This window comes from Micromonospora sp. NPDC047738, assembly GCF_040642675.1.
Lineage (GTDB): Bacteria > Actinomycetota > Actinomycetes > Mycobacteriales > Micromonosporaceae > Micromonospora.
On record NZ_JBEYSO010000049.1, the window covers coordinates 15,040 to 35,548 of the forward strand.

A 20,509-nucleotide genomic window follows, 5' to 3' on the forward strand; every position below is an offset into this window, starting at 1 on the left:
AGGGCACCCCATGCCACTGGTCACTCTCCGACAGGCGCTGGACGAGGCGCGGCGCGGCGGGTACGCTCTCGGCGCGTTCAACGTCAGCGACGTGCTGCAGGCCGAGGCGGTCCTCGACGCCGCCGCCGAGACGTCGTCGCCGGTCATCCTCGCCTCGCTGGCCGGCGTCACCGCTCACGGCGGCGACGAGCGGTTCTGGTCGGCGCTGCATCACCTGATCGACGGCTACCCGCAGCTGCCCGTGGTGCTGCACCTGGACCACGGCCCGGACCCCGCCACCTGCCGGCGAGCGATGGACAACGGCTTCACCAGCGTCATGATCGACGGCAGCCTCCGCGCCGACGGCACCCCGTCCTCGTTCGCCGAGAACCTCGCGGTGACCACCGAGGTGGTGGCGGAGGCCCACCGCCACGGGGTCTCCGTCGAGGGCGAGCTGGGCACGATCGGCGGCTCCAAGACCGACGGATCCCGGGCGCCGATCGTGCTCGCCGACCCCGACCAGGCCAGGGAATTCGTGACGGCGACCGGCGTGGACGCCCTCGCCGTGGCGATCGGCACCTCGCACGGCGCCTACAAGTTCGACGCACCCCCGGACGGGTCCGTGCTGCAGATGACGCTGATCGAAAAGATCAGCAGCCTGGTGCCGCAGACCCACCTGGTCATGCACGGCTCGTCGTCGCTGCCCGCTCAGCTGCGGGAGCAGAACAACCGGTACGGCGCCGGCCTGCCCGAGTCCTGGGGCGTGCCGGACGCGGAGAAGGTCCGGTCCATCACCATGGGCGTCCGCAAGATCAACCAGGGCATGGACTCGCACCTGGCCTTCACCGGGGCGGCGCGGCAGGCGCTGGGCACGGACCGGCTGAACGTCGATCCGGCGTACTACCTGCGCCCCGGCCGCGAGGCGATGCAGCGGATGGTCGCCGAGCGGATGCGCCTCTTCGGGCAGGCCGGCCACGCCGACGACTACCAGCCCGTACCTCTCGCCGAGATGGCCCGTCGCTACACCCTGGAGACGTCATGATCGAGCACGCGTACCTCGTCGCCAACGGCGACCAGCGGCTGTCCGCCAACCAGCTCTGCTGGCCCGCCCAACAGCGGTTCGAGGCCCTCCTCACGGAGGCGTTCCGGAAGCGGGGCGTCACCCTGGAACGGGCGCACCCGGCGGACACGCCGGAGGGGCACGGCTTCATCGCCAGCCAGGCGCAGGGCCTCGCGGTGCTCGGCGCGCTGCCGCCGGACGCCCCGGTGGTCATGGCCGAAGGTGTGTGGATGTTCTCCCAGCAGGTCCTCGGCGGGCTGCTGCGCCACCGCGGCCCGATCCTCACCGTGGCCAACTGGGAAGGGGAGTGGCCCGGCCTGGTCGGCCTGCTCAACCTCAACGCCTCGCTGGCCAAGGCCGGGCGGCCGTTCGAGACCCTGTGGAGCCGCACCTTCACCGACGACTGGTTCAACGCCCGCCTCGACGAATGGCTGACCAAGGGCGGCATCCAGCACGACCTCAGCCACGTCACGCCGTTCGACGCGTCCATCGTGGACGGCCGTGCCCGCCAGGCCGCCGACGACGTCCTCGGCCGACTGCGCCGAGAGGGCGCCATCCTCGGCGTCTTCGACGAGGGCTGCATGGGCATGTACAACGCGATCATCCCTGACGAGCTGCTCTTCCCGCTCAACGTCTTCAAGGAGCGGCTGTCCCAGTCGGCCCTGTACGCCGAGACCATGCGGGCGAGCGAGGACGAGGCGGTGGCCGCCCTGCGGTGGCTGACCGACCGGGGCATGACCTTCCACTTCGGCACCGACGAGGCCACCGAGCTCACCCGCGAGCAGGTCCTGCTCCAGTTGCGGATGTACGCCGCCGCGGCCCGGATCGCGGACCGGTTCCGGTGCGACATCATCGGCATCCAGTACCAGCTCGGTCTCGCCGACGTCCTCCCCGCTTCCGACCTGGCAGAGGGCCTGCTGAACAACGCCGACCGCCCGCCGGTCACCGGGGACGACGGTGCGGTCATCCGCGACGGCGCCCCGATCACCCACTTCAACGAGGTCGACGAGTGCGCCGGCCTGGACGCCCTGCTCACCACCCGGCTGGCCGGCGCGCTCGGGCAGCCGGTGGAGACCACCCTGCACGACGTGCGGTGGGGCGACCACGACGCCAGCGGCACGGTGGACGACTTCGTCTGGGTCTTCGAGATCTCCGGCGCGGTGCCGCCCGAGCACCACATCGGCGGGTACGCGGGCACCGACTCGATGCGCCAGCCACCGCTTTATTTCCGGCTCGGTGGGGGCACGGTGCGGGGCGTGGCCAAGCCCGGCGAGCTGGTCTGGTCGCGGATCTTCGTCGAGGGCGGCGAGCTGCACATGGACCTCGGCCGGGCCACCGTGGTGGAGCTACCCGCGGCGGAGACCGAACGGCGGTGGGCGGCGACCACCCGGGAGTGGCCGATCATGCACGCTGTGCTGCACGGCGTCACCCGGGACCAGTTCATGGCCCGGCACCGGTCGAACCACATCCAGGTCAGCTACGCCACCGACGCGGCCGGAGCCGACGAACTGCTCGCCGCGAAGGCGTTGACCGCGCACCAGTTGGGCATGCGAGTCAACCTCTGCGGCAGCCGGCCCGACAACGTCCCGCTGCTCTGATGGACGTCTTCCTCGGCGTCGACGTCGGCACCGCGAGCACCAAAGGCGTCGCCGTCACCGCGGACGGCCGGGTCGTGGCCCGTGCGCAGGTCGCGCACGGCCTGAGCAGCCCGCGACCCGGCTGGTACGAGCACGATCCGGAGTCGGTCTGGTGGGACGACTTCCGGCGGGTGATCGTCGAACTGACCGCCGATCCCGACATGCGCCCGGCCGGCCTGGGGGTCAGCGGCATCGGACCGTGCCTGCTGCCCGCCGACGAGGCCGGCAGGCCGCTGCGCCCAGCCGTCCTCTACGGCATCGACACCCGGGCCGAGGAGGAGATTGGCCTGCTCACCGACCGGTGGGGCGCGGCGGAGATCGTGCGCCGCGGGTCGATCCTCACCTCCCAGGCGATCGGGCCGAAGCTGTACTGGCTCGCCCGGCACGAGCCGGAGATCTTTTCCCGAACTCGAATGATGTTCATGGCCAGCTCCTTCCTGGTGCACCGGCTCACCGGCGAGTACCTGCTCGACCACCACTCGGCGAGCCAGGTGAGCCCGCTCTACGACCAGCGTGCCGGCGACTGGGACGCCGCCTGGTGGGACGAGATCGCGCCGCACGTCCGGCGCCCTCCGCTGCGCTGGGCGAACGAGGTGGCCGGCCGGGTCACCACCGAGGCCGCCCGGCTGACCGGCCTGCCCGCCGGTCTGCCGGTGACCGCCGGCACCATCGACGCCTGGGCTGAGGCGGAGAGCGTCGCCGTCCGCGCGCCCGGCGACCTCATGCTGATGTACGGCAGCACCATGTTCCTGGTCGCGATGACCGACCGGCCGCTGACCAGCAGCCGGCTGTGGCCCACCGTCGGCCTACGTCCCGGGGTGAACTGCCTCGCCGCCGGGATGGCCACCGCCGGGTCGGTCACCGGCTGGCTGGCCGACCTGACCGGCGCGGACTACGCCGCCTTGACCAAGGAGGCGACCGCGGTCGCGCCCGGCAGCGACGGACTGCTGATGCTGCCCTACCTGGCCGGGGAGCGTACGCCGATCTTCGACCCCCGGGCGCGGGGCGTGGTGGCGGGACTGACCCTCGGCCACGGCCGAGGCCACCTGTACCGGGCGGCGCTGGAGGGGGTCGCGTACGGGGTGCGACACAACATCGCGGCAATGCGCGAGGCCGGGGCGGTGCCGGCGCGGGTCGTACCGGTCGGTGGCGGGACCACCGGCGACCTGTGGACGCAGATCGTCAGCGACGTGACCGGCCTGGTGCAGGAGCTTCCCCGGGAGACGACCGGGGCGGCGTACGGCGACGCGATGCTGGCCGCGGCCGCGACCGGGGCGGCATCCGACACCGCAGCATGGAACCCGATGGTCCGTTCGATCGAGCCGGACCCCCGACACCGTGACCGGTACGACGCCCTCTTCGCCGACTACCTGGCGCTGTACGAGTCCACCACACCGATCGTGCATCGGCTCTCCGGACCGTGACGACTCGTAGCCCGCTACCTGCGCATACCCTCAGCGACCGCTTCTCGTCCGCTGAAACCCACTAACCAATCGCTGGAAACACCGTTGGCGAGACAGCCCCGACTGGCCCGCCCCACGGATGGGGCGGGCCAGGCTGATCCATGCGGGTCGGGGGTCAGGTACGGAAGGGCCCGGTCACGCAGTAGGTGATGCCGCCGGTCGAGGATCCCGTCGTGCCGCGCTGGGACGAGAAGTAGAGCCGGTCGCCGGCGTGGGTGAAGGCGGGGCCGGTGATTTCCGACGAGCTCTGTCCGTTGATCCGCAGGAACACCGAGATCGTGTCGTCCGGGGTGATCATGCAGATCTCCATGTTGCCGCCGTCCTCGGCGACGTAGAGGTCTCCGAACGTCGAGCCGGTGACGTTGTCGACACCGGTGAGCGGGGCCGGGCCCGGGTTGACCAGGTTGTCGTCGTAGGCCAGCTCGTAGGTGTTGTTGGCGAGGTTGACCTGCCAGACCCGGTTGTCGCCCTTGGTGGTGAACCAGACGGTGTCGTTGGCGTAGTGGCAACCCTCCCCGCCGTTGAAAACCTTGGCGCCGGAGACCTGCCTGCGGGTGACCGTGGGCGACCCGTCCGGGTCGGGGACGGTGGCCCAGGTGAACGTGCCGGACGTTGCGGTGCCGGCCACGAGGACCTGCAGGGTGCCGGCGGAGAGGTCACCCCAGGTGGTCGGGACGAACCGGTAGAACCGACCGTCGGTCTCGTCCTCGGTCAGGTAGATGACCTTACGGACCGGGTCGGCGGCGGCGGCCTCGTGCTTGAACCGGCCCATGGCCGGTCGTACGACGGCCGCACCACCCAGGGGGTAGGTCTCCCAAACCCGGCCGAGGCTGATCTCTTCACAGGACAGCCAGGTGTTCCACGGGGTCTTGCCGCCGGCACAGTTGTTGTTGGTGCCGGACAGGATGCGGGAGGCGCCGGTGATCTGGCCGCTGGAGTTGAACGAGATCATCGACGCGCCGCCGCCCGACGTGGCGCTGGTCTCGGCGTTGGACACGTAGATCCAGCCGCTGCCGTTCGGGATCACGGCACCACCGTCCGGCGCGCTGTGCCAGACGTACGATGTGCCGGGCACCACCTGGCCGGACCGGGCAATGACCTGGCTGGTGAAGCCAGCCGGTAGTTGGATGCCGTTGGCGTCGGCGGCTTGCAGCGGACCGTAGGGGCTGGCGGCGTTCTGTGCCGGTGCCGCGTACGCCGTGGACCACGCCGTGAATGGCAGTACCAGACCACCCGCTCCGGCCACCGTCGCCCTCAGTAGTGTGCGCCGATCCATGAACCCTCCTCGATATCGGGTACCGAGAACATAGTGGTGGTTTTCTATCCAGCGGCGAAGCGTGAGGTGAACGATGCGCGGCGACCGCTTGGCGATCGGTAGACACACCCCCCTCGGGTTCGATTACCGCTCGCAGGATCCGCTGTCGAGGTGGAAGTACCGCGCGTTGGCCCAGCGGCAGAGCCGGATGCCGACGACAATGCCGGCGATCGTGACCAAGGCGGGGAGGTACCCGCTGGCGACCTGCACGATCGGGATTGCCGGACAGCCACCCGAGATCGCCCAGCCGGTGCCGAAGAGCACTGCGCCGGGGATCACGCCGGCATGGATGCGCCCCGGGGTGCGGCGGACGCGCAATACGGCGAATACCACCACGATGATCGCTACGGCGCCGGCGAAGGCCAGGAGCATGCGAAGCTCCTGGAAGGTGAACATGCGGTTCAACTCGGCGTAGTCACCGAACCCGATGTTCGCGACGGTGTAGCCGAGCGCCAGACCAGCGATGATGTTGGCGACGAGGATCCCACCCCGGGTGCGCATCAGATCACCTTCCACAGCAGGAACGACACGAGGACGCCGGTGCCGAAGAAGACGGCAGTCGCGACGATGCTGACCGGCTGTAGCCGACCACAGCCATTGAGCCCGTGACCGCTGCTGCACCCTCCGGCGAGACGGGTGCCGAAGCCGACGAGCACACCGCCGACGAACAGCGCGCCGATCATCGCGATCGGTTTGTCGGTCACGATCTGGGCGAAGGCGGCGCCCATGTCGAGCCGGAGCTGGAACCGGCCGGTGGTAACCGCCGCCACCCAGCCGCCGACGAAGACCGACAGGAGCAGGGCGACCTGGCTGATCAGGGGTGCCGGCAGCAGGCTCGCCAGTGCGGGACTCGCCGCCGCTCGCGGTCGCCCGTCCTGTTCCGAGGTCCGCGCGTCGCCGTGCGGCGCGGGACGCGCGGCAGGTGCGGCGGAACCGGCTCCGAACTGGTCGGCGGCGGCTGCGGCGAGAGCCTCGGTGAGGACCCGTTCGTCAGCGAACTGGGCGTTCACCCGTTCGACACGGCGTTCGGCGCGCCAGTGCAGCACCCGGTCCCAGGCACCGGACACCCCGAAGGATCGATCGGTCGTGACGGCGTAGTTGATGGTGGTGAGGGCGAGCCCGACAGCCCCGGCCCACCAGGGCCAGTATTCGTTCATGCGGAACCTGCGATCCATTCTGAGAGGCGGGTCCACCAACGAGCCCGCCGAGGCGCCGGTGGGGTCGATGGCATTTCGGAAGGGTGCGGACCCGGTGCGGGTGACCCGGGGTTGACGCCTTGAGCTGCCGGTACCTCGTTGGACTCCCGGACCGGTACCGGCTCGAACCGCTGCGGGGGCCCCGGATCGAACCGTGACGGCGCCTGTGGCGGACCGGCCGGGCCTGACCCGCCGGCGGCGGGAGTGCGTCTCAGGTGTGACGCGTCGACTCCATTCGGCAGGAGCGTGATCGGCACGAGCCGCCCCGTCCGGGACAGCTTGTACCGAGCACACGTCCGCCAACCCTCCGCACTGTCGCAGTAGTAGCTCCGCCAGTCGCGCAAGCTTGCGTTGAGCAGTGGGAAGAGGGGGCATTCCCGCACGTGTGAGCAGGCCATGTCGCTCCGATCTGGCCAGCGTCACCCGGGGTGAATGGGCGGGTTGGCATGAGTTGGAGGGGTAGGTCTCGGTCAGCGAGCATACATACCGTATGGACAAACGGCGATCCGGGGGTGATCATGGCAAAACGCCGCTGATCAACGGCCGGGTCGCGCCCGACTCCGGCCGCGGCGCAGTCGGACGTCTGCACCCGAACCCCTTGGAGGTGGCCCTCCTCGGCCTCCGCCTTCGACCACGTCGTCGCAACCCGGAACATTCAATATCGACGGTCCTGCCGGGTGTGCGATCATGTGCCGTCCCCTCTACCACTTTCGGAGGATTCCTCATGCGACAGCGTCGGCGCGTGGCGCGCGCGGCCCTCACCGCAGCCGCCGCCACGGCCCTGCTCGGGATTGCCGCCCCGGCCTGGGCCACCGGCAACCCGCACAACCCGCCGGGCGACAACGGCACCGTGAAGATCGACGGGATGCCCTTCTCAGACAAGGTCGACAACGAGCCGCACGTCACCTGCGAGTTCGAGCTCGAGTTCTTCAACTTCGACGAGAACCAGAAGGCGAACCTCACCCTCTGGGCGCAGCCGCCGTCGAGCACGCCGAAGGACAAGATCGTCTGGTCTCGGCAGAACGTGCTGATCAGCAACGATCCGGCCTCTGGCGCGGAGAACGACCACGACGAGGTCATCCGGCTCTCCGCCAACGACCTCGACCTGTCCGGCCTCACGCAGAAGCAGCAGGGCTACCACATCAAGCTCGACGTGGAGCTGATCGGCGGCAAGTCGGCCGACGGCAAGCACAAGGTGTTCTGGCTGAAGCCGTGCGCCTCCTCGGAGTCGCCATCGCCGAACCCGTCGACCCCGGGCGGTTCGGAGAACCCCTCCGAGATTCCTTCCGGCACCCCGGGTGCCCCGGGTTCATCCGTGGGTGGCGGCACCGGTGGCGGCGGTACCGAGGGCGGCCTGCCGATCACCGGTGTGGCTGCCACGAGCATCTCGCTCACCGGCCTCGCGCTGATCGGCGGCGGTGTCCTGCTGATGGCGCTGCGCCGTCGCCGGGACAAGATCCGCTTCACCAGCTGACCTCCGCGCCACTCGGGAACCGGCCGTCGGACCTCGCGTCCGGCGGCCGGTTCCGTTCTCGGCCGTGCCGCTGCGGCATGGGCGACGAAGAACGGGTGCGACGGAGAACGTGGCGATACAGCCGATGGAACATTCCACGTTGATGCTTGAACAGTCAACGAAGACTCGTCACTCAAGGGTTACCTCGTGCTACCGGAGCGACCTACTCTCCGCACCATGTCTGACATCTCCCGCCGCAGGCTTCTCGGCGCCGTCGCCGGTGGCGCCGCCCTTTCCTTTCTGCCCCCGTCACTGCTCAAGGCGATGGCCGCGCCGCTGCCTCCCGGCGGTATGGATGCGATTGAACACGTCATCATCCTGATGCAGGAGAACCGTTCCTTCGACAACTACTACGGCACCCTCAAGGGCGTGCGCGGCTTCGGCGACCGTACGCCGCTGCGTCTGCCCACCGGGGCCACCGCCTTCGAGCAGCCGCGGTCCGGTGGTGGCAAGGTCCTGCCGTTCTCGGCCCGGCAGGCGGCGGTCGACGCCGGCCGCCGCGAGAGCGACATCCAGTACCTCGGTGCGCTCCCGCACGGCTTCTCCGACGCCAACCAGGCCCGGGCGAACGGCTGGTGGAACGACTGGATCGCGGCCAAGGGCCAGAGCACCATGGCCTTCTACGACCGGCGCGACATCCCTCTCCAATACGAACTGGCCGACCGTTTCACCATCTGCGACGCCTACTTCTGCTCGGTCTACGGCTCGACCAACCCCAACCGCAACTACCTGTGGACCGGCACGACCGGCTACGAGCCGGACGGCGTCAACCGGGCGGTCACCAACGCCGCCTACTCCTACACCCACGCGGGCTACGACTGGACGACGTACCCCGAGCGGTTGGAGGCCGCTGGCGTCTCCTGGCAGATCTACCAGGAGTGGGACAACTTCACCGACAACGCGGTGGAGTACTTCCGGCCCTGGAAGGAGATCGGCCGGAAGATCCTCGCCAAGGTCAGCGGCCAGTACTCGACCACCGAGCAGTTCTACGACAGCCTGTGGGGCAAGACCGCGGACCAGCGGAAGGCCGCACTGGCCCAGTTCCAGCAGGGTGTCGACGCGCTGACCGAAGCGGAACGTCGGCTGTTCATGCGGGGCGCCTACCGCTCCGAGCCGAACACCCTCGTCCAGCGCATCCGAACCGACATCAAGAACGGCACGCTGCCGAAGGTGAGTTGGCTGGTTCCGACGGCGGCGCTCTCCGAGCACCCCAGCTCCTCCACCCCGGTCGGCAGCGCCAACCTCATCTACGACGTTCTCGACGCCATCGCGAGCGACCCGAAGACCTGGTCGAAGACGGCCCTGTTCATCAACTTCGACGAGAACGACGGCTACTTCGACCACGTGCCGGCCCCGGTCGAGCCCCGGCCGGACTCCGGCAACAGCGACGACTGGTTCAACGGCCTCCCCATCGGCCCCGGCCCGCGGGTGCCGATGACTGTCATCTCACCGTGGACGGTGGGCGGTTTCGTCTGCTCGGAAGCGTTCGACCACACCTCGGTCATCCGGTTCCTGGAGAAGTGGACCGGTGTCCAGGAGCCCAACATCAGCGCCTGGCGCCGCAGCGTGTTCGGCGACCTGACCTCCGCCTTCGACTTCAACCGCGGATACGCGCAGCCCAAGTTGGAGCAGCCCGGCCCGGTGCCGTCGGCGGTCGGCCGCTGGAACCCCGTACCGCCGAAGAAGCAGTCGCTCCCGGCGCAGGAGGCCGGCACCCGCCCGACGCGACCCTCGCCGTACCGGCTGTCCCTGCGGGCCGACGTCACGGGCTCCGGCGTCCGCCTCCGGCTCGGCAACGCGGGCACCACCGCCGCGACGTTCACCGCCTACCCGGGTGACGGCACCGCGCCGCGCGCGTGGACCGTCGCCGCAGGCGGGACCGCCGACAACACCGTCGGGTACGACGCCGACGGCTACGACCTGCAGGTCACTGGCCCCGGCTGGTCCGTCTGGGAGCTGCGCGGCACCGGTGTGGGCGCCGAGGCGTACCTGGTCGAGCAGGCCGTCCCCGGCCAGGTGAAGGTCCGGTGCGCCAACCCCTCCACCGCCACCCGCACACTCCTCGTCGGCGAGTCGGTCTACCCGCGCAACCCCGGCGACCATGTCCAGACCGTCACCCTCGCGCCCGGCGAGACCCAGACCGTGCCGATCCACCTCCCCGACCACGGCTGGTACGACGTCGTGGTCGTCGACCAGGAGGACCCGGCGTTCCTGCGCCGGATGACCGGCCGCCTGGCCGACGGCAGGCCCGGCGTCACCGACCCGGCGACCGGTGTCGCCCCGGCGCTGGCCGCGACGATCACCCTGCCGGAGCCGCTGCCCTCCCTGGACACGCCGTTCGCGCAGGGCAGCCCGGCCGATGTCGTCGTCACCGTGCGGAACCAGGCCGACGCCAAGCTCGACCGGCTCTCGGTCGCCCTGCTCGCCCCCTCCGGCTGGACGGTCGAACGGACCGCCGCGGCGCCGACGGTGGTTGCCGCCGGCGACACGGCCGAGGTGCGCTTCACCGTCACGCCCGCCCCGAACGCCACCGCAGGCAGCCTGGTGGTCGCCGCCCACGGCGACGGCAACGGCCTGCTGAGGCTCGCCGACACACGGGTCCGCACCCGGGTCGCCCCGGCGATGAGCGTCTCGCTGACCGGTCCGGCGAGTTCGCCCGGCACCGACGGCACAGTGATCTCGCCGGGCAGGCCGGTCACCCTGACCGCCACCGTCACCAATGCCGGCGCCACCCTGCTTACCAACCTGGCCGCCACGCTGGCCCTCCCGACGGGCTGGACCGCCACCCCCAGGGGCGACGCGCCGACGGCCGTTCCGGCCCGCTCCTCCGCCCGGCTGGAGTGGGACGTCGTCGCGCCCGCCTCGGCGGCGCGCGTCTCCGGCAGCCTCAAGGCGACCGTCATGGCGAACCTGAGCGGCAGCGTCCAGCAGGCGACGGCGTCCCTGGCCGCCAGGACCGGGCCGGTCATGACCGGCTACCTGCTCGCGGAGGACTTCGAGTCCGTCGTCCCCGCGCTCGCCCCGGCGGCCGACCTCAGCCGGCCCGGCCTGCTCGGCTGGACCCGGACCACCCCCGAGGGCTGGACGGTCACCAACGCGCCGGCCATGCCGCAGGGCACCCGGGAACTGCAGGGCTGGACCTTCCTGTCCAAGCAGTTCTGGTTCCCCGGCGGGCAGAACCGCCCCAACTTCAGCCGCTCTCTCGGCGTCGTCGCGGTCGCCGACCCCGACGACTGGGACGACACCGGCAGCCCGTCCGGCCGGGGTCGGTTCGACTCGACCCTGACCACCCCGGCGGCGGCCATCCCATCGGGTACCTCCACCCTCCACCTGGGCTTCGACTCCCACTACCGGCAGGAGAGCCCGCAGGAGGCCGAGGTCACCGTCCAGTTCGACACCGGCGACAAGGTCCAGCTGCTGCGCTACAGCAGCGCCACCTCCGGGAACACCAACCAGGGCCAGGACCAGGAGAACCGGCTCGTCCGGCTCTCCTGCCCCGTCCCGGCCGGGGCCACGTCGGCGAAGGTCAACTTTCGGATCTTCAATGCGGGCAACAACTGGTACTGGGCGATCGACAACGTCCGCCTGGGCACCAGCCCGATCGCGGACGCCTGACCGGCCGGCGGCCTGACCGCCCCCGCGCGGGGACGCATGATCGTCCCCGCGCGGAGCCGCGGTGCCGGCCAGGAGGCGGGCCGGCCGGTACGGCGGGCCCGCCTCCTGGCCTGAGCGCCGGCGGCACCTGCTCGCCCGACGGTGTCGCCCTCGACATCGCCCCGGTCCGGCAATACCGTGCCGCAGTGGATCTCTTCTCACGCTCTTGGGCAGCGTTGCGCACGGCGGTCGCCGAACTCCCGGACGAGGACTTCGCACAGCCGTCCGGCTGTACCGGCTGGCTCGTGCGGGACCTGGTCTGCCACCTGATCATCGACGCTCAGGACGTCCTGATCACCCTCGTGACCCCCGCCGAAACGGAACCGACCCGGAACGCGGCGTCCTACTGGGACGTCGCCGAAACGCCGCCGACCGGCGACGACCCGCTCGACGCGCTGATCGTCCGCCTGGCCGCCGCCTACGAGGATCCGGGGCTGCTGAAGTTCCACCTCGACGACGTCGGCTCCGCCGCCGGATGCGCCGCCGAACTCGCCGACCCGGCGGTCCGGGTCGGCACGCGTGGCGAGGTCCTCACCGTGGAGGACTACCTGTCCGCTTACGTCCTGGAGTGGACGCTGCACCACCTCGACCTGACCGCGCATCTCCCGGGCGCGGCGGACCCGCCCGCCGAGGGGCTCGCCTGGTCACGCGAGCTGCTGGAAAAGATCGCCGGGGCCTCGTTCCCCGCGTCCTTCTCCGACCGGGATGCGCTGCTCGTCGGCACCGGACGCCGCGCGCCGACCGACGCGGAAAAGGTCGAACTGGGCGAGCTGGTCGCGAAGCTCCCGTTCATCCTCGGCTGAGCCGGCCTTCGGATGATCCCTCCCGCCGTAACTCGATCCAGAGCGGCCCGGGCACGGGGCGTCGCGCCGTGGCGCGGCTTGGCGATCGAGGCGGTCTGGACGGCCAGGGCGTTGGCCGACACGACGATGGCTATGCCGAGCCACTCGTGCGGTTCCAGGACCTGGCCGAGGAGGGCGAGGCCGGCCAGCGCGGCCAGCACCGGGTGGATGCTCATGAACACGCCGAAGAAGCGGGCCGGCACGGTACGCAGCGCGACCAGGTCGGCGGCGTAGGGCACCACCGAGCTGAGGACGCCCGCACCGACGGCGTAGAGGATCGCGGTACCGGCCAGTCGTCCCTGCGCGAGCAGGATCGCCGCGACCGGCAGGTAGAGCAGCGCAGACACCAGGGTTGCCGCCGCCGGTGCCTGCAACCCCGGCAGGCGGGCCCCGACGAGCCGGTTGAGCAGGATGTACGCCGCCCAACACGCCGCCGCGAGCAGGCCGAGCCCCACTCCGAGGTAGTTGCTGGCCGGACCCGGTAGGACCAGAACGTACACGCCGACGCAGGCGCCCGCCGCGCAGAGCAGGTCGAGCCGGGTTCGGGAACCGGCCAGGGCGACGGCGAGCGGGCCGAGGAACTCCAGGGTGACGGCCAGACCGAGCCCGACCCGGTCGATCGCGGTGTAGAGACTGAGGTTCATCGTGGCGAAGACCAGCCCGAGCAGCAGGGTCGGCCACCATTGCGCCCAGGTGAAGCGGCGCAGGTTCGGGCGTACGGCCGGCAGGAGCACTGCCGCCGCGACGAACTGCCGCACGGCGACGACCCCGGCGGGCCCGAGGGCGGCGAACGCGTGCGCACCCAGGGCCGCCCCGACCTGGCTGCTCGCCGCACTTCCGGTCATTGTGACGATCCCGCGCAGCAGCGGCCCACGGTCGGCTCCAGCCGGTTGACAGAGGCCCTGAGCAGCAACTTCACCTGCCGTCTTCACGGTCATGAAGGCAGTGTCGACCCGCACCGACTGATACGAGAAATGCACTAGCCGCCAGAGTTATACGCTTGGCGTATGGATGTGCAGCTGCGTCAGCTCCGTACCCTCGTCGCGGTGGTCGACGTCGGCACCTTCACCGACGCGGCGGCTGTCCTGGGCGTCTCCCAGGCGGCGGTCTCACGTTCCGTCAGCGCCTTGGAGGCGGCGCTCGGCGCTCGCCTGCTCCAGCGAACGACCCGGCACGTCTCGCTCACCCCCACCGGCACCCGCGTCGTCGCCGCCGCCCGCCGGGTACTCGACGAGGTCGCCCACCTGCAACGGATCGTCGAGGAGTCCCGCACCGAGCTGCGCGTCGGCTATGCCTGGGCGGCGCTGGGCAAACACACCAGACGGCTGCAGAAGACGTGGGCCGCCGCCCACCCCCAGGTGCCGCTGGTGTTCGTCCAGTCCAACACCCCGACCGCCGGGCTCAGCGAAGGCACCGCCGACGTCGCCGTGATCCGCCGGCACCTGGCCGATCCCCGTTTCGACACGGCGCTACTCGGCGTGGAGGCCCGCTACGCCGCCGTGGCCACCGACAACCCGCTGGCCCGGCGACGATCGGTACGCACCGCCGACCTGGCCAGGTACCCCGTCGCCATCGACAGCCGGACCGGCACCACCACAACCGCCCTGTTCCCGCCTGGTGCCGAACCCACGACCATCCGCACCACCCACGGCGTCGACGAGTGGCTCACCCTCATCGCCGCCGGCCAGGCGGTCGGCATCACCTCCGAGGCCACCGCCAACCAGAATCCCAGACCCGGGGTGGCGTACCGCGCCGTCCGCGACGCCCAGCCGATACCGGTCTGGCTGGCGTGGTGGAAGGACGACCCACCCGCCCAGCTCACCGAACTCGTCAACCTGGCCTGCGAGACCTACCGGTCCGGCCAACCCCGGCAGGACCGCCCCGCGTAGCGGAGCGCGCCGCCGCCTTTGCCGAAGGGCCCAATTGGAACTGCCTGGCACTGCCAGATCTCGACCGATGATCACACAGGTTGGCGAAGACCGCTCACGCCGGGTTACCTGTACGGCGCGTACTGGACGCTGCGGGACCAACGCCGCCAGAAGGGTAGCGGTAGGCAGCCGGCAGGCGCTTCGCCTCCGATCTCGGTCTCCACTGATCCATCGGCGAGTGTGACCGAGACGGCCGAGCGGCCCGGAGCGAGCACCTCCCGGACCCTGCCGGCGATCACTGAGCGGGCGATGTCCTCGAGCAGGGCGACGTCTTCAGGGCCGGCTTCCAGTTCCCATCGGCCGCCGTAGTCACCGACCCCGAGGATGAGTTCATCGGAGAAGTCCGTCCATCCGAAGGCACGAGCATCGGGGTTTTCTGGTGTGACGTCCACCGTTATCCCGCCCTCGATGGTGTCGACCTCCACAGTCGCCACCCCTGCCAACTCCTGCGCCAACTGCCTCGCGATTTTCAGAGTTGGTGTCCGGGGCAGTTGACCGTCACGGCCGGGCTCGTCTGTCACGCGGTCAGTCTGCCAAGCCGTCGGGGGTGAGGCGGACGCTGCGGTCACGTCTGCCCGTCTCCTGACGGTGAGCGGTCCGCAGCTGATCCGCACGAGGTCGACGGATGGCGGGGAGTGGTGTGAGACGTCGCTGCTCTCGCCTGTCACCGGCGATCCCGAGGCTCGCGCCAGTTGCCCGTTGGGACGGCCGACGATGTCGCGCGGGCGGGCCGTGTTCCGTAGGGCGCGGACCTGCGGGGCGGACAGGTACTTTCTTGGCCCCGGCCGATACGAACTCCGACGGCCGGGTGTGCAGGCGGCTGATGGTCTTCGGTGCGGGCTTTCCCTACAACAGCAGGAAGAAGCCGATGAGAGCGTCTCGACCGGCCGGCGGCAGGCAGCAACGGCAGCGTCCGCTCTGTCGATGTGACCGATCCGGTGTCCCAACCAGTCATCAGAGTGGAGTCCGCCACAGCACGGGAGTGAACCTTGGATCAGAACCTGCGGCTACTCTTCGCCCGCGCCCTGGCTGACGAGCCCGAGCCGCCGCCGGGTGACCTGGCCGGCCAGGCCATGGCCACCGGTACCAACCTTCGCCGCCGCCGACACCGGTTGGTGGCGGCGGGCGTGGCCACCGTCGCGGCGTTGGGGGCGGTGAACGTGGCGACACCGGCGGAGCGTTCGGCGCCACCGGCGACGGTGCCAGCAGGGTTTGCGATGCTGGTGAACCCGGCGTGCGAGTCTCCGGTCCAGGACACTTCAACGGATGTTTCGCTCTTCCTCACCGCAGACATCACCGATCAACAGCGCAGCGCGGTGGCAAGCATGCTGCACGTCGATCCGGCGGTCCGCACCATGATGTACGAAAGCCGCGAACAGGCCCTGATCAGGTATCGAAAGATATTCGAGGACGCGCCGCAACTCGTCGGCGCCGTCAAAGCCAGCCAGCTGCCGGAGTCGTTCCGGATCAAGCTGGCCGGGCGGTCGCAGTACGTCAACCTGGCGGCTCGCGTCGAGCGTATGCCCGGGGTCGACGAAGTCGTCGGCAGCGAATGCCCGCCCGGCACGAACGCCTGGGCGGCCAGGTGATGGCGGATGCCCGGACCGACCCCGCGGGATCACTCCCTGACGCCAGGCACGGTCTCGTGGCCCGGTGGGGCGTGGCCCGACGGCGTGAGCAAACCGCTCGGCAGGCGGAGTTCACCGCGTTCGTGGAGGCCACCGCGCCGAGGCTGCGGCGTACCGCCTACTTGATGTGCCGGGACTGGCATCTCGCACAGGACCTGACCCAGATCACCTTCGCGAAGATGTACGCGGCGTGGGGCAGAATCCGACACGCCACAAATCTCGAGGCGTACAGCCGCCGCGTCCTGATGAACGCCGTCTTCGACCAGAAGAAGCGGCGCAGCCACGCCGAACTCGTGCTCGCCGAACTGCCCGAGGCGGCGCACCGACGGCCCGACGACACCGTGGAACTGCACGTCGCCCTGCTGCAGGCCCTGGCCGCCCTGCCCATCCGCGACCAGGCCATCCTGGTGCTCCGCCATTGGGAGGATCAGAGCGTCGAAACAGTGGCCGGCATCCTCAACGTATCGGTGTCAGTGGTGAAGACTCAGAACGCCCGTGCACTGAACAGACTGCGGGCACTGCTCGGCGAGGACTTCGTACGGACCTGACGGCCCGCGGCCAGCCCGCCTCGTGCCGATGCCAGGGATAGCGAGAGACGGAAATATTTGGCAGGCTGATCTTCATCTGCGTGATCGCGTCATGTGGCGACACGTCCGACGTGAGGGAGCGCCGTGCGTATACCTTCCCGAATCCGATCACTCGCCGTCGCCGGTGCGGCGGTTCTGCTTGCCCTGATGGCTTCTCCTGCCGAGGCACACGAGCCGTGGGAAGAGGGGTCCGTTCCGCCGCCCCCGCCGAGCAGCCCGGCCGACGGCTACAGCAAGAACATGCACCTGCTCTCGACCGCCGCGCACACCGGCGGCACCAACTCCGACCTCGCCTTCTCCGGCAGCCTCGTCTTCGCCGGCCACTACGGCGGCTTCCGGATCATCGACATCTCCGAGCCGGGCGCACCGGCCGAACTCGCCGATGTGCATTGCAACGGCCCCCAGGGCGACGTTTCCGTCTGGGGTGACCTGCTGTTCCTGTCCGTGGACACGCCGCAGAGCACGCCAGGCTGCGAGGGATCCCGTAACGTCACCGCCTCCACCCCCGGCGCATGGGAAGGGATCCGCGTCTTCGACGTCAGCGACCCGAGCGCGCCGCGGTTCCTGCAGGCGATCCGTACCGACTGCGGCTCGCACACCCACACCCTCGTGCCTCGCGAGGACGGCGGCACCTACATCTACGTCGCGTCGTATCCGCTGAGCGCCAGCAACATCGGCCCGGACTGCCAGGCCCCGTTCGAGCGGATCTCCGTGATCGACGTACCGGGCGGCGACGCCGCCGCCGGCCTTGCCGCGAAGGTCGTCGCCGAGCCCACCGTCAAGGGGATCGACCCCTTCTCCGGCGCGTCCGGCGACTTCTTCGCCTGCCACGACATCCAGGTCCTGACCCCGCGCAAGCTCGCCGCCGCGGCATGCCTGTCCCAGGGCCAGCTGTGGGACATCAGCAACCCCCTGGCCCCGCGCGTGATCGCCAACGTCGACACTCCCGACGTGGACATCTGGCACAGCGCGGCGTTCACCCACGACGGGAAGTACGTCACCTTCGGCGACGAGTACTTCGGGCCCGCGCAGGAGCCGTACGGGGCGCTCTGGACCTACGCGGTCGACAACCCGAGCACGCCGTTGAGCCACCTGCGCATCCCGCGTGCCGAGCCGAACACCTACCACAACTTCAACTACGTGCCGGTCGCCGGCCGCAACATCCTGGTCTCCTCCGCGTACGGCTCGGGAACCTCGGTGGTTGACCTGACCGACCCGCGCAACCCGAAGGAGATCGGCTACTACGACATGCAGTCCAACCAGTGGTCGACCTACTGGTACAACGGCCTGATCGTCGCCAACGACATCTCCCGAGGTGTGGACGTGATCCGGTACAGCGGCCGCGAGACCGCCGGCGCCAGGAAGTTGCCGATGCTCAACCCGCAGACCCAGACGTTCCTGCTCAACTGACACACCTGCGAAGAAGCGGGCGGGCGCGAACGGTGCCCGCCCGCTTTCGTGTCGTACTGTCCACCCGCGCCGACGCCCGGTCGACGTATGCGCGACCAGACCCGCTAGACTTTCATCCCAATCGGCGAAGAAGGAGTGCTCGGGCCCTCGCGGACCCGACCCGGGTGCAGATCGTCGAGTACCTCGCCCGGCACGCCCGGCCGATGAGCGTCGGCGAGATCGTCACCGCAGTCGGGCTGACCCGGTCCACTGGCTGCTTCCCGTCGGCCGCCGACGTGGTGATGGGTCGCCCGGCTACGCAGCCGAAGGGAGGCTGCTGATGGCCGACGTCACCGTCCGCCCCATGACGGCGGACGACGCCGACCGGGTCCTCGCCATCTACCAGGCCGGCCTCGACAGCGGCAACGCCAGCTTCGAGACCACCGCGCCGACCTGGGCGGCGTTCGACGCCGGCAGGTTGGCCGAACACCGGTTCGTAGCCATCGACGCAGACGACGCCGTCGTCGGCTGGGTCGCCGTCTCACCCACCTCGACCCGCGCCGTCTACGCGGGCGTGGTCGAGCATTCCGTCTACATCGACCCCGCCGCCCAGGGGCGCGGCGCCGGCCGACTGCTCCTGGGCACCCTGATCACGTCGACCGAGGCCGCCGGCATCTGGACCATCCAGTCCGGCGTCTTCCCCGAGAACGCCGCCAGCCTCGCCCTGCACCAGCGCGCCGGGTTCCGGGTCATCGGCACCCGCGAACGCGTCGGACGCCACCACGGCCACTGGCGCGACGTCATCCTCCTCGAACGCCGCAGCCCCACCATCACCTGACACTCGACCGCCGCCGTGGACCGGCGGCCTACCTGCTCGACGACGCGGGCTGGGTCGCCTCCGACCTCGAGGCGCTGCCCACCGGCGCCGACCTCGGCGCCGACTACCTGCCGCCGCTCGCCGAGCTGCCGCAGCTCAAGCCCCACCTGCGCTACGGCGTCCGCATGGACGCGATCAGCCGCCTCCCGGCGGGGGTGCCCGGCTCGCGCCTGCGCGACCACGTCGACGCCGGCCGCATCCGCCTGCTCACCGGCTCCTCCGTCCACGCGATCACCCCGGCCGGCGGGCGCGTCGCGGTCGTCGTCCGCCACGCCGACGGCACCGTGGAGTCGAAGAGCTACGGCCGGGTGCCCACCTTTCTCATGGCCACCGGCTACGAGCAGGTCCGCTCCGTCGTCGCCGCCCTCGCGGGCGACTGGACCGCCGCCCGCGACGTCCAGCTCGATTTGCCCGAGACCGGTGTCCGCAGCAGCAACGCCGCCGACTCCTCCGGCACCGACAGCTGCTGCGGCACCAGCCCCGAGCCGGTCGGCAAGGGCCTCGCCACCGGAAGCTCCGGCGGCCTGCTGTCCGCACCGCTGAACCTGATCAGCCTCGACACCCCGACCAGCGGCTGCTGCGCCAGCTAATGACCACCTCCACGATGACGCCCGCCGACCCCACCGTCGGCGGGCACCACCGGTGGCGCACGCGAAAGGACGCCACGAGGCGAGCGGCCGGATCATCCTGCCCGTCCGCTACGAGGCGCGTGGTGCTCGGCAGCGGCCCTCAGCGAGTCCTCTTCGTCGGCCGCTTGCGGGGTGGGGTCAACAGGTCGGCTATCGCCGCGATCGCGGACGGTACCACCCGGTAGTACGCCCAGACGCCGCGTTTCTCGCGTTCGAGCAGGCCGGCCTCGGTGAGGATCCGAAGGTGATGACTCACGGTCGGCTGGGAGAGACCGAGCGGGGCGGTGAGGTCACTTACGGACGCCTCGCCCTCCGGGGCGGACTGGATCAGGCTGAGCAGCCGCAGTCGGGCCGGGTCGGCGAATGCCTTCAGCACTCCCGCGAGCCGCTCGGCATCGGCACGCTTGATCGGCTCGCCAGCCAGCGGCGAGATAGCAGGCATAGTTGTTTTGGCAGTTCCCACGTCTTCCATCGTTCCACGAACACCATCGATCCGCCGGTGGAACCGGGACCAGTACCCGATGGCGATCGCCGATGAGTCGCTTACTCCTTGGGTCACGACCTTGCGGACGGCCTCAGGCTGACCAACTTGATTAGGAATCGCGGTGATCCTAAATTGGCCGTGTGGATCATGGCGCTTCGTCTTTGGGCTGGTTCGGGGGGGATTCCGGTGACGTGGGCCGGTCGTGATCGCGGGTTCTCCTGGATCGATGTCGAGGCGATGAGCCGGTGACCGGGAAGCTGCCGCTGGCTGAGGGCGAGACTTCCCGTACCGCTTGCGCCCGCGCCGTACTCCGATCAGGGGTGGACGA

Annotated in this window: 16 protein-coding genes and 3 pseudogenes; 13 read left to right on the top strand and 6 right to left on the bottom strand. The window is 70.3% G+C overall.

Annotated features, from left to right (window positions below; genetic code table 11):
- Window positions 1–10: 10 nt before the first annotated feature.
- The 3 genes from ABZ783_RS35305 to ABZ783_RS35315 are packed head-to-tail and all read left to right on the top strand — an operon-like array spanning window position 11 to window position 4,100.
- Complete coding sequence (locus tag ABZ783_RS35305; RefSeq protein WP_357446815.1) at window positions 11–1,021, top strand: ketose-bisphosphate aldolase; 1,011 nt, start codon at window positions 11–13, stop codon at window positions 1,019–1,021.
- Window positions 1,018–2,637 carry a fucose isomerase gene (locus ABZ783_RS35310; protein WP_357446818.1) on the top strand — a complete coding sequence of 540 codons (1,620 nt, stop codon included), beginning with the start codon at window positions 1,018–1,020 and terminating at the stop codon, window positions 2,635–2,637. Before ABZ783_RS35305 ends, ABZ783_RS35310 begins: the two co-directional genes overlap by 4 nt.
- On the top strand, window positions 2,637–4,100 hold the full coding sequence (locus ABZ783_RS35315; RefSeq protein ID WP_357446821.1) for an FGGY-family carbohydrate kinase: 1,464 nt from the start codon (window positions 2,637–2,639) through the stop codon (window positions 4,098–4,100). Before ABZ783_RS35310 ends, ABZ783_RS35315 begins: the two co-directional genes overlap by 1 nt.
- 154 nt (window positions 4,101–4,254) lie before the next feature.
- On the opposite strand, the gene ABZ783_RS35320 is transcribed toward ABZ783_RS35315, so the two are convergent.
- From ABZ783_RS35320 to ABZ783_RS35330, 3 genes are all read right to left on the bottom strand, one after another.
- A complete protein-coding gene (locus tag ABZ783_RS35320) occupies window positions 4,255–5,415 on the bottom strand; it encodes an alkaline phosphatase PhoX (protein ID WP_357446824.1) in 1,161 nt (386 codons plus the stop codon).
- A 123-nt stretch (window positions 5,416–5,538) separates the two neighbouring features.
- The gene (locus tag ABZ783_RS35325; RefSeq protein WP_357446827.1) at window positions 5,539–5,955 is read right to left on the bottom strand and encodes a YeeE/YedE thiosulfate transporter family protein; all 417 of its coding nucleotides are present in this window, start codon (window positions 5,953–5,955) and stop codon (window positions 5,539–5,541) included.
- The gene (locus ABZ783_RS35330) at window positions 5,955–6,611 is read right to left on the bottom strand and encodes a YeeE/YedE thiosulfate transporter family protein (protein ID WP_357446830.1); all 657 of its coding nucleotides are present in this window, start codon (window positions 6,609–6,611) and stop codon (window positions 5,955–5,957) included. Before ABZ783_RS35330 ends, ABZ783_RS35325 begins: the two co-directional genes overlap by 1 nt.
- Window positions 6,612–7,140: 529 nt before the next feature.
- Here ABZ783_RS35330 and ABZ783_RS35335 point away from each other — a divergent pair.
- The 3 genes from ABZ783_RS35335 (at window position 7,141) to ABZ783_RS35345 (ending at window position 12,620) form a co-directional block, all read left to right on the top strand.
- Window positions 7,141–8,124: a hypothetical protein gene (locus ABZ783_RS35335; protein ID WP_357446833.1), complete on the top strand. Its 984-nt coding sequence runs from the start codon at window positions 7,141–7,143 to the stop codon at window positions 8,122–8,124.
- Window positions 8,125–8,340: 216 nt separating this feature from the next.
- On the top strand, window positions 8,341–11,778 hold the full coding sequence (locus ABZ783_RS35340; RefSeq protein WP_357446836.1) for a phosphocholine-specific phospholipase C: 3,438 nt from the start codon (window positions 8,341–8,343) through the stop codon (window positions 11,776–11,778).
- A 185-nt stretch (window positions 11,779–11,963) separates the two neighbouring features.
- Entirely contained in the window at window positions 11,964–12,620 is a 657-nt protein-coding gene (locus ABZ783_RS35345) for a maleylpyruvate isomerase N-terminal domain-containing protein (RefSeq protein WP_357446839.1), read from the top strand.
- Between the two features lie 116 nt (window positions 12,621–12,736).
- On the opposite strand, the pseudogene ABZ783_RS35350 reads toward ABZ783_RS35345, so the two are convergent.
- A pseudogene (locus ABZ783_RS35350) lies at window positions 12,737–13,597 on the bottom strand (EamA family transporter); the annotation flags it as partial.
- Window positions 13,598–13,666: 69 nt separating this feature from the next.
- On the opposite strand from ABZ783_RS35350, the gene ABZ783_RS35355 reads away from it, so the two are divergent.
- Entirely contained in the window at window positions 13,667–14,548 is an 882-nt protein-coding gene (locus tag ABZ783_RS35355) for a LysR family transcriptional regulator (protein WP_357446842.1), read from the top strand.
- Between the two features lie 104 nt (window positions 14,549–14,652).
- Here ABZ783_RS35355 and ABZ783_RS35360 read toward each other — a convergent pair whose 3' ends face one another.
- Window positions 14,653–15,108, bottom strand: a complete 456-nt coding sequence (locus ABZ783_RS35360) for a hypothetical protein (RefSeq protein WP_357446845.1) — start codon at window positions 15,106–15,108, stop codon at window positions 14,653–14,655.
- 468 nt (window positions 15,109–15,576) lie between these two features.
- On the opposite strand from ABZ783_RS35360, the gene ABZ783_RS35365 reads away from it, so the two are divergent.
- From ABZ783_RS35365 to ABZ783_RS35390, 6 genes and pseudogenes are all read left to right on the top strand, one after another.
- Entirely contained in the window at window positions 15,577–16,176 is a 600-nt protein-coding gene (locus ABZ783_RS35365; protein ID WP_357446848.1) for a permease-like cell division protein FtsX, read from the top strand.
- Between the two features lie 71 nt (window positions 16,177–16,247).
- Window positions 16,248–16,763: a SigE family RNA polymerase sigma factor gene (locus ABZ783_RS35370; RefSeq protein ID WP_357446851.1), complete on the top strand. Its 516-nt coding sequence runs from the start codon at window positions 16,248–16,250 to the stop codon at window positions 16,761–16,763.
- 186 nt (window positions 16,764–16,949) lie between these two features.
- Window positions 16,950–18,212: a hypothetical protein gene (locus ABZ783_RS35375; protein ID WP_357446854.1), complete on the top strand. Its 1,263-nt coding sequence runs from the start codon at window positions 16,950–16,952 to the stop codon at window positions 18,210–18,212.
- Window positions 18,213–18,352: 140 nt separating this feature from the next.
- Window positions 18,353–18,460, top strand: a pseudogene (locus tag ABZ783_RS35380) (ArsR family transcriptional regulator); the annotation flags it as partial.
- Window positions 18,461–18,531: 71 nt separating this feature from the next.
- A complete protein-coding gene (locus ABZ783_RS35385; protein WP_357446858.1) occupies window positions 18,532–19,029 on the top strand; it encodes an N-acetyltransferase family protein in 498 nt (165 codons plus the stop codon).
- A 323-nt stretch (window positions 19,030–19,352) separates the two neighbouring features.
- Window positions 19,353–19,658, top strand: a pseudogene (locus tag ABZ783_RS35390) (flavoprotein); the annotation flags it as partial.
- 139 nt (window positions 19,659–19,797) lie between these two features.
- On the opposite strand, the gene ABZ783_RS35395 reads toward ABZ783_RS35390, so the two are convergent.
- Entirely contained in the window at window positions 19,798–20,169 is a 372-nt protein-coding gene (locus ABZ783_RS35395; RefSeq protein WP_357446861.1) for a metalloregulator ArsR/SmtB family transcription factor, read from the bottom strand.
- Window positions 20,170–20,509 lie beyond the last annotated feature (340 nt).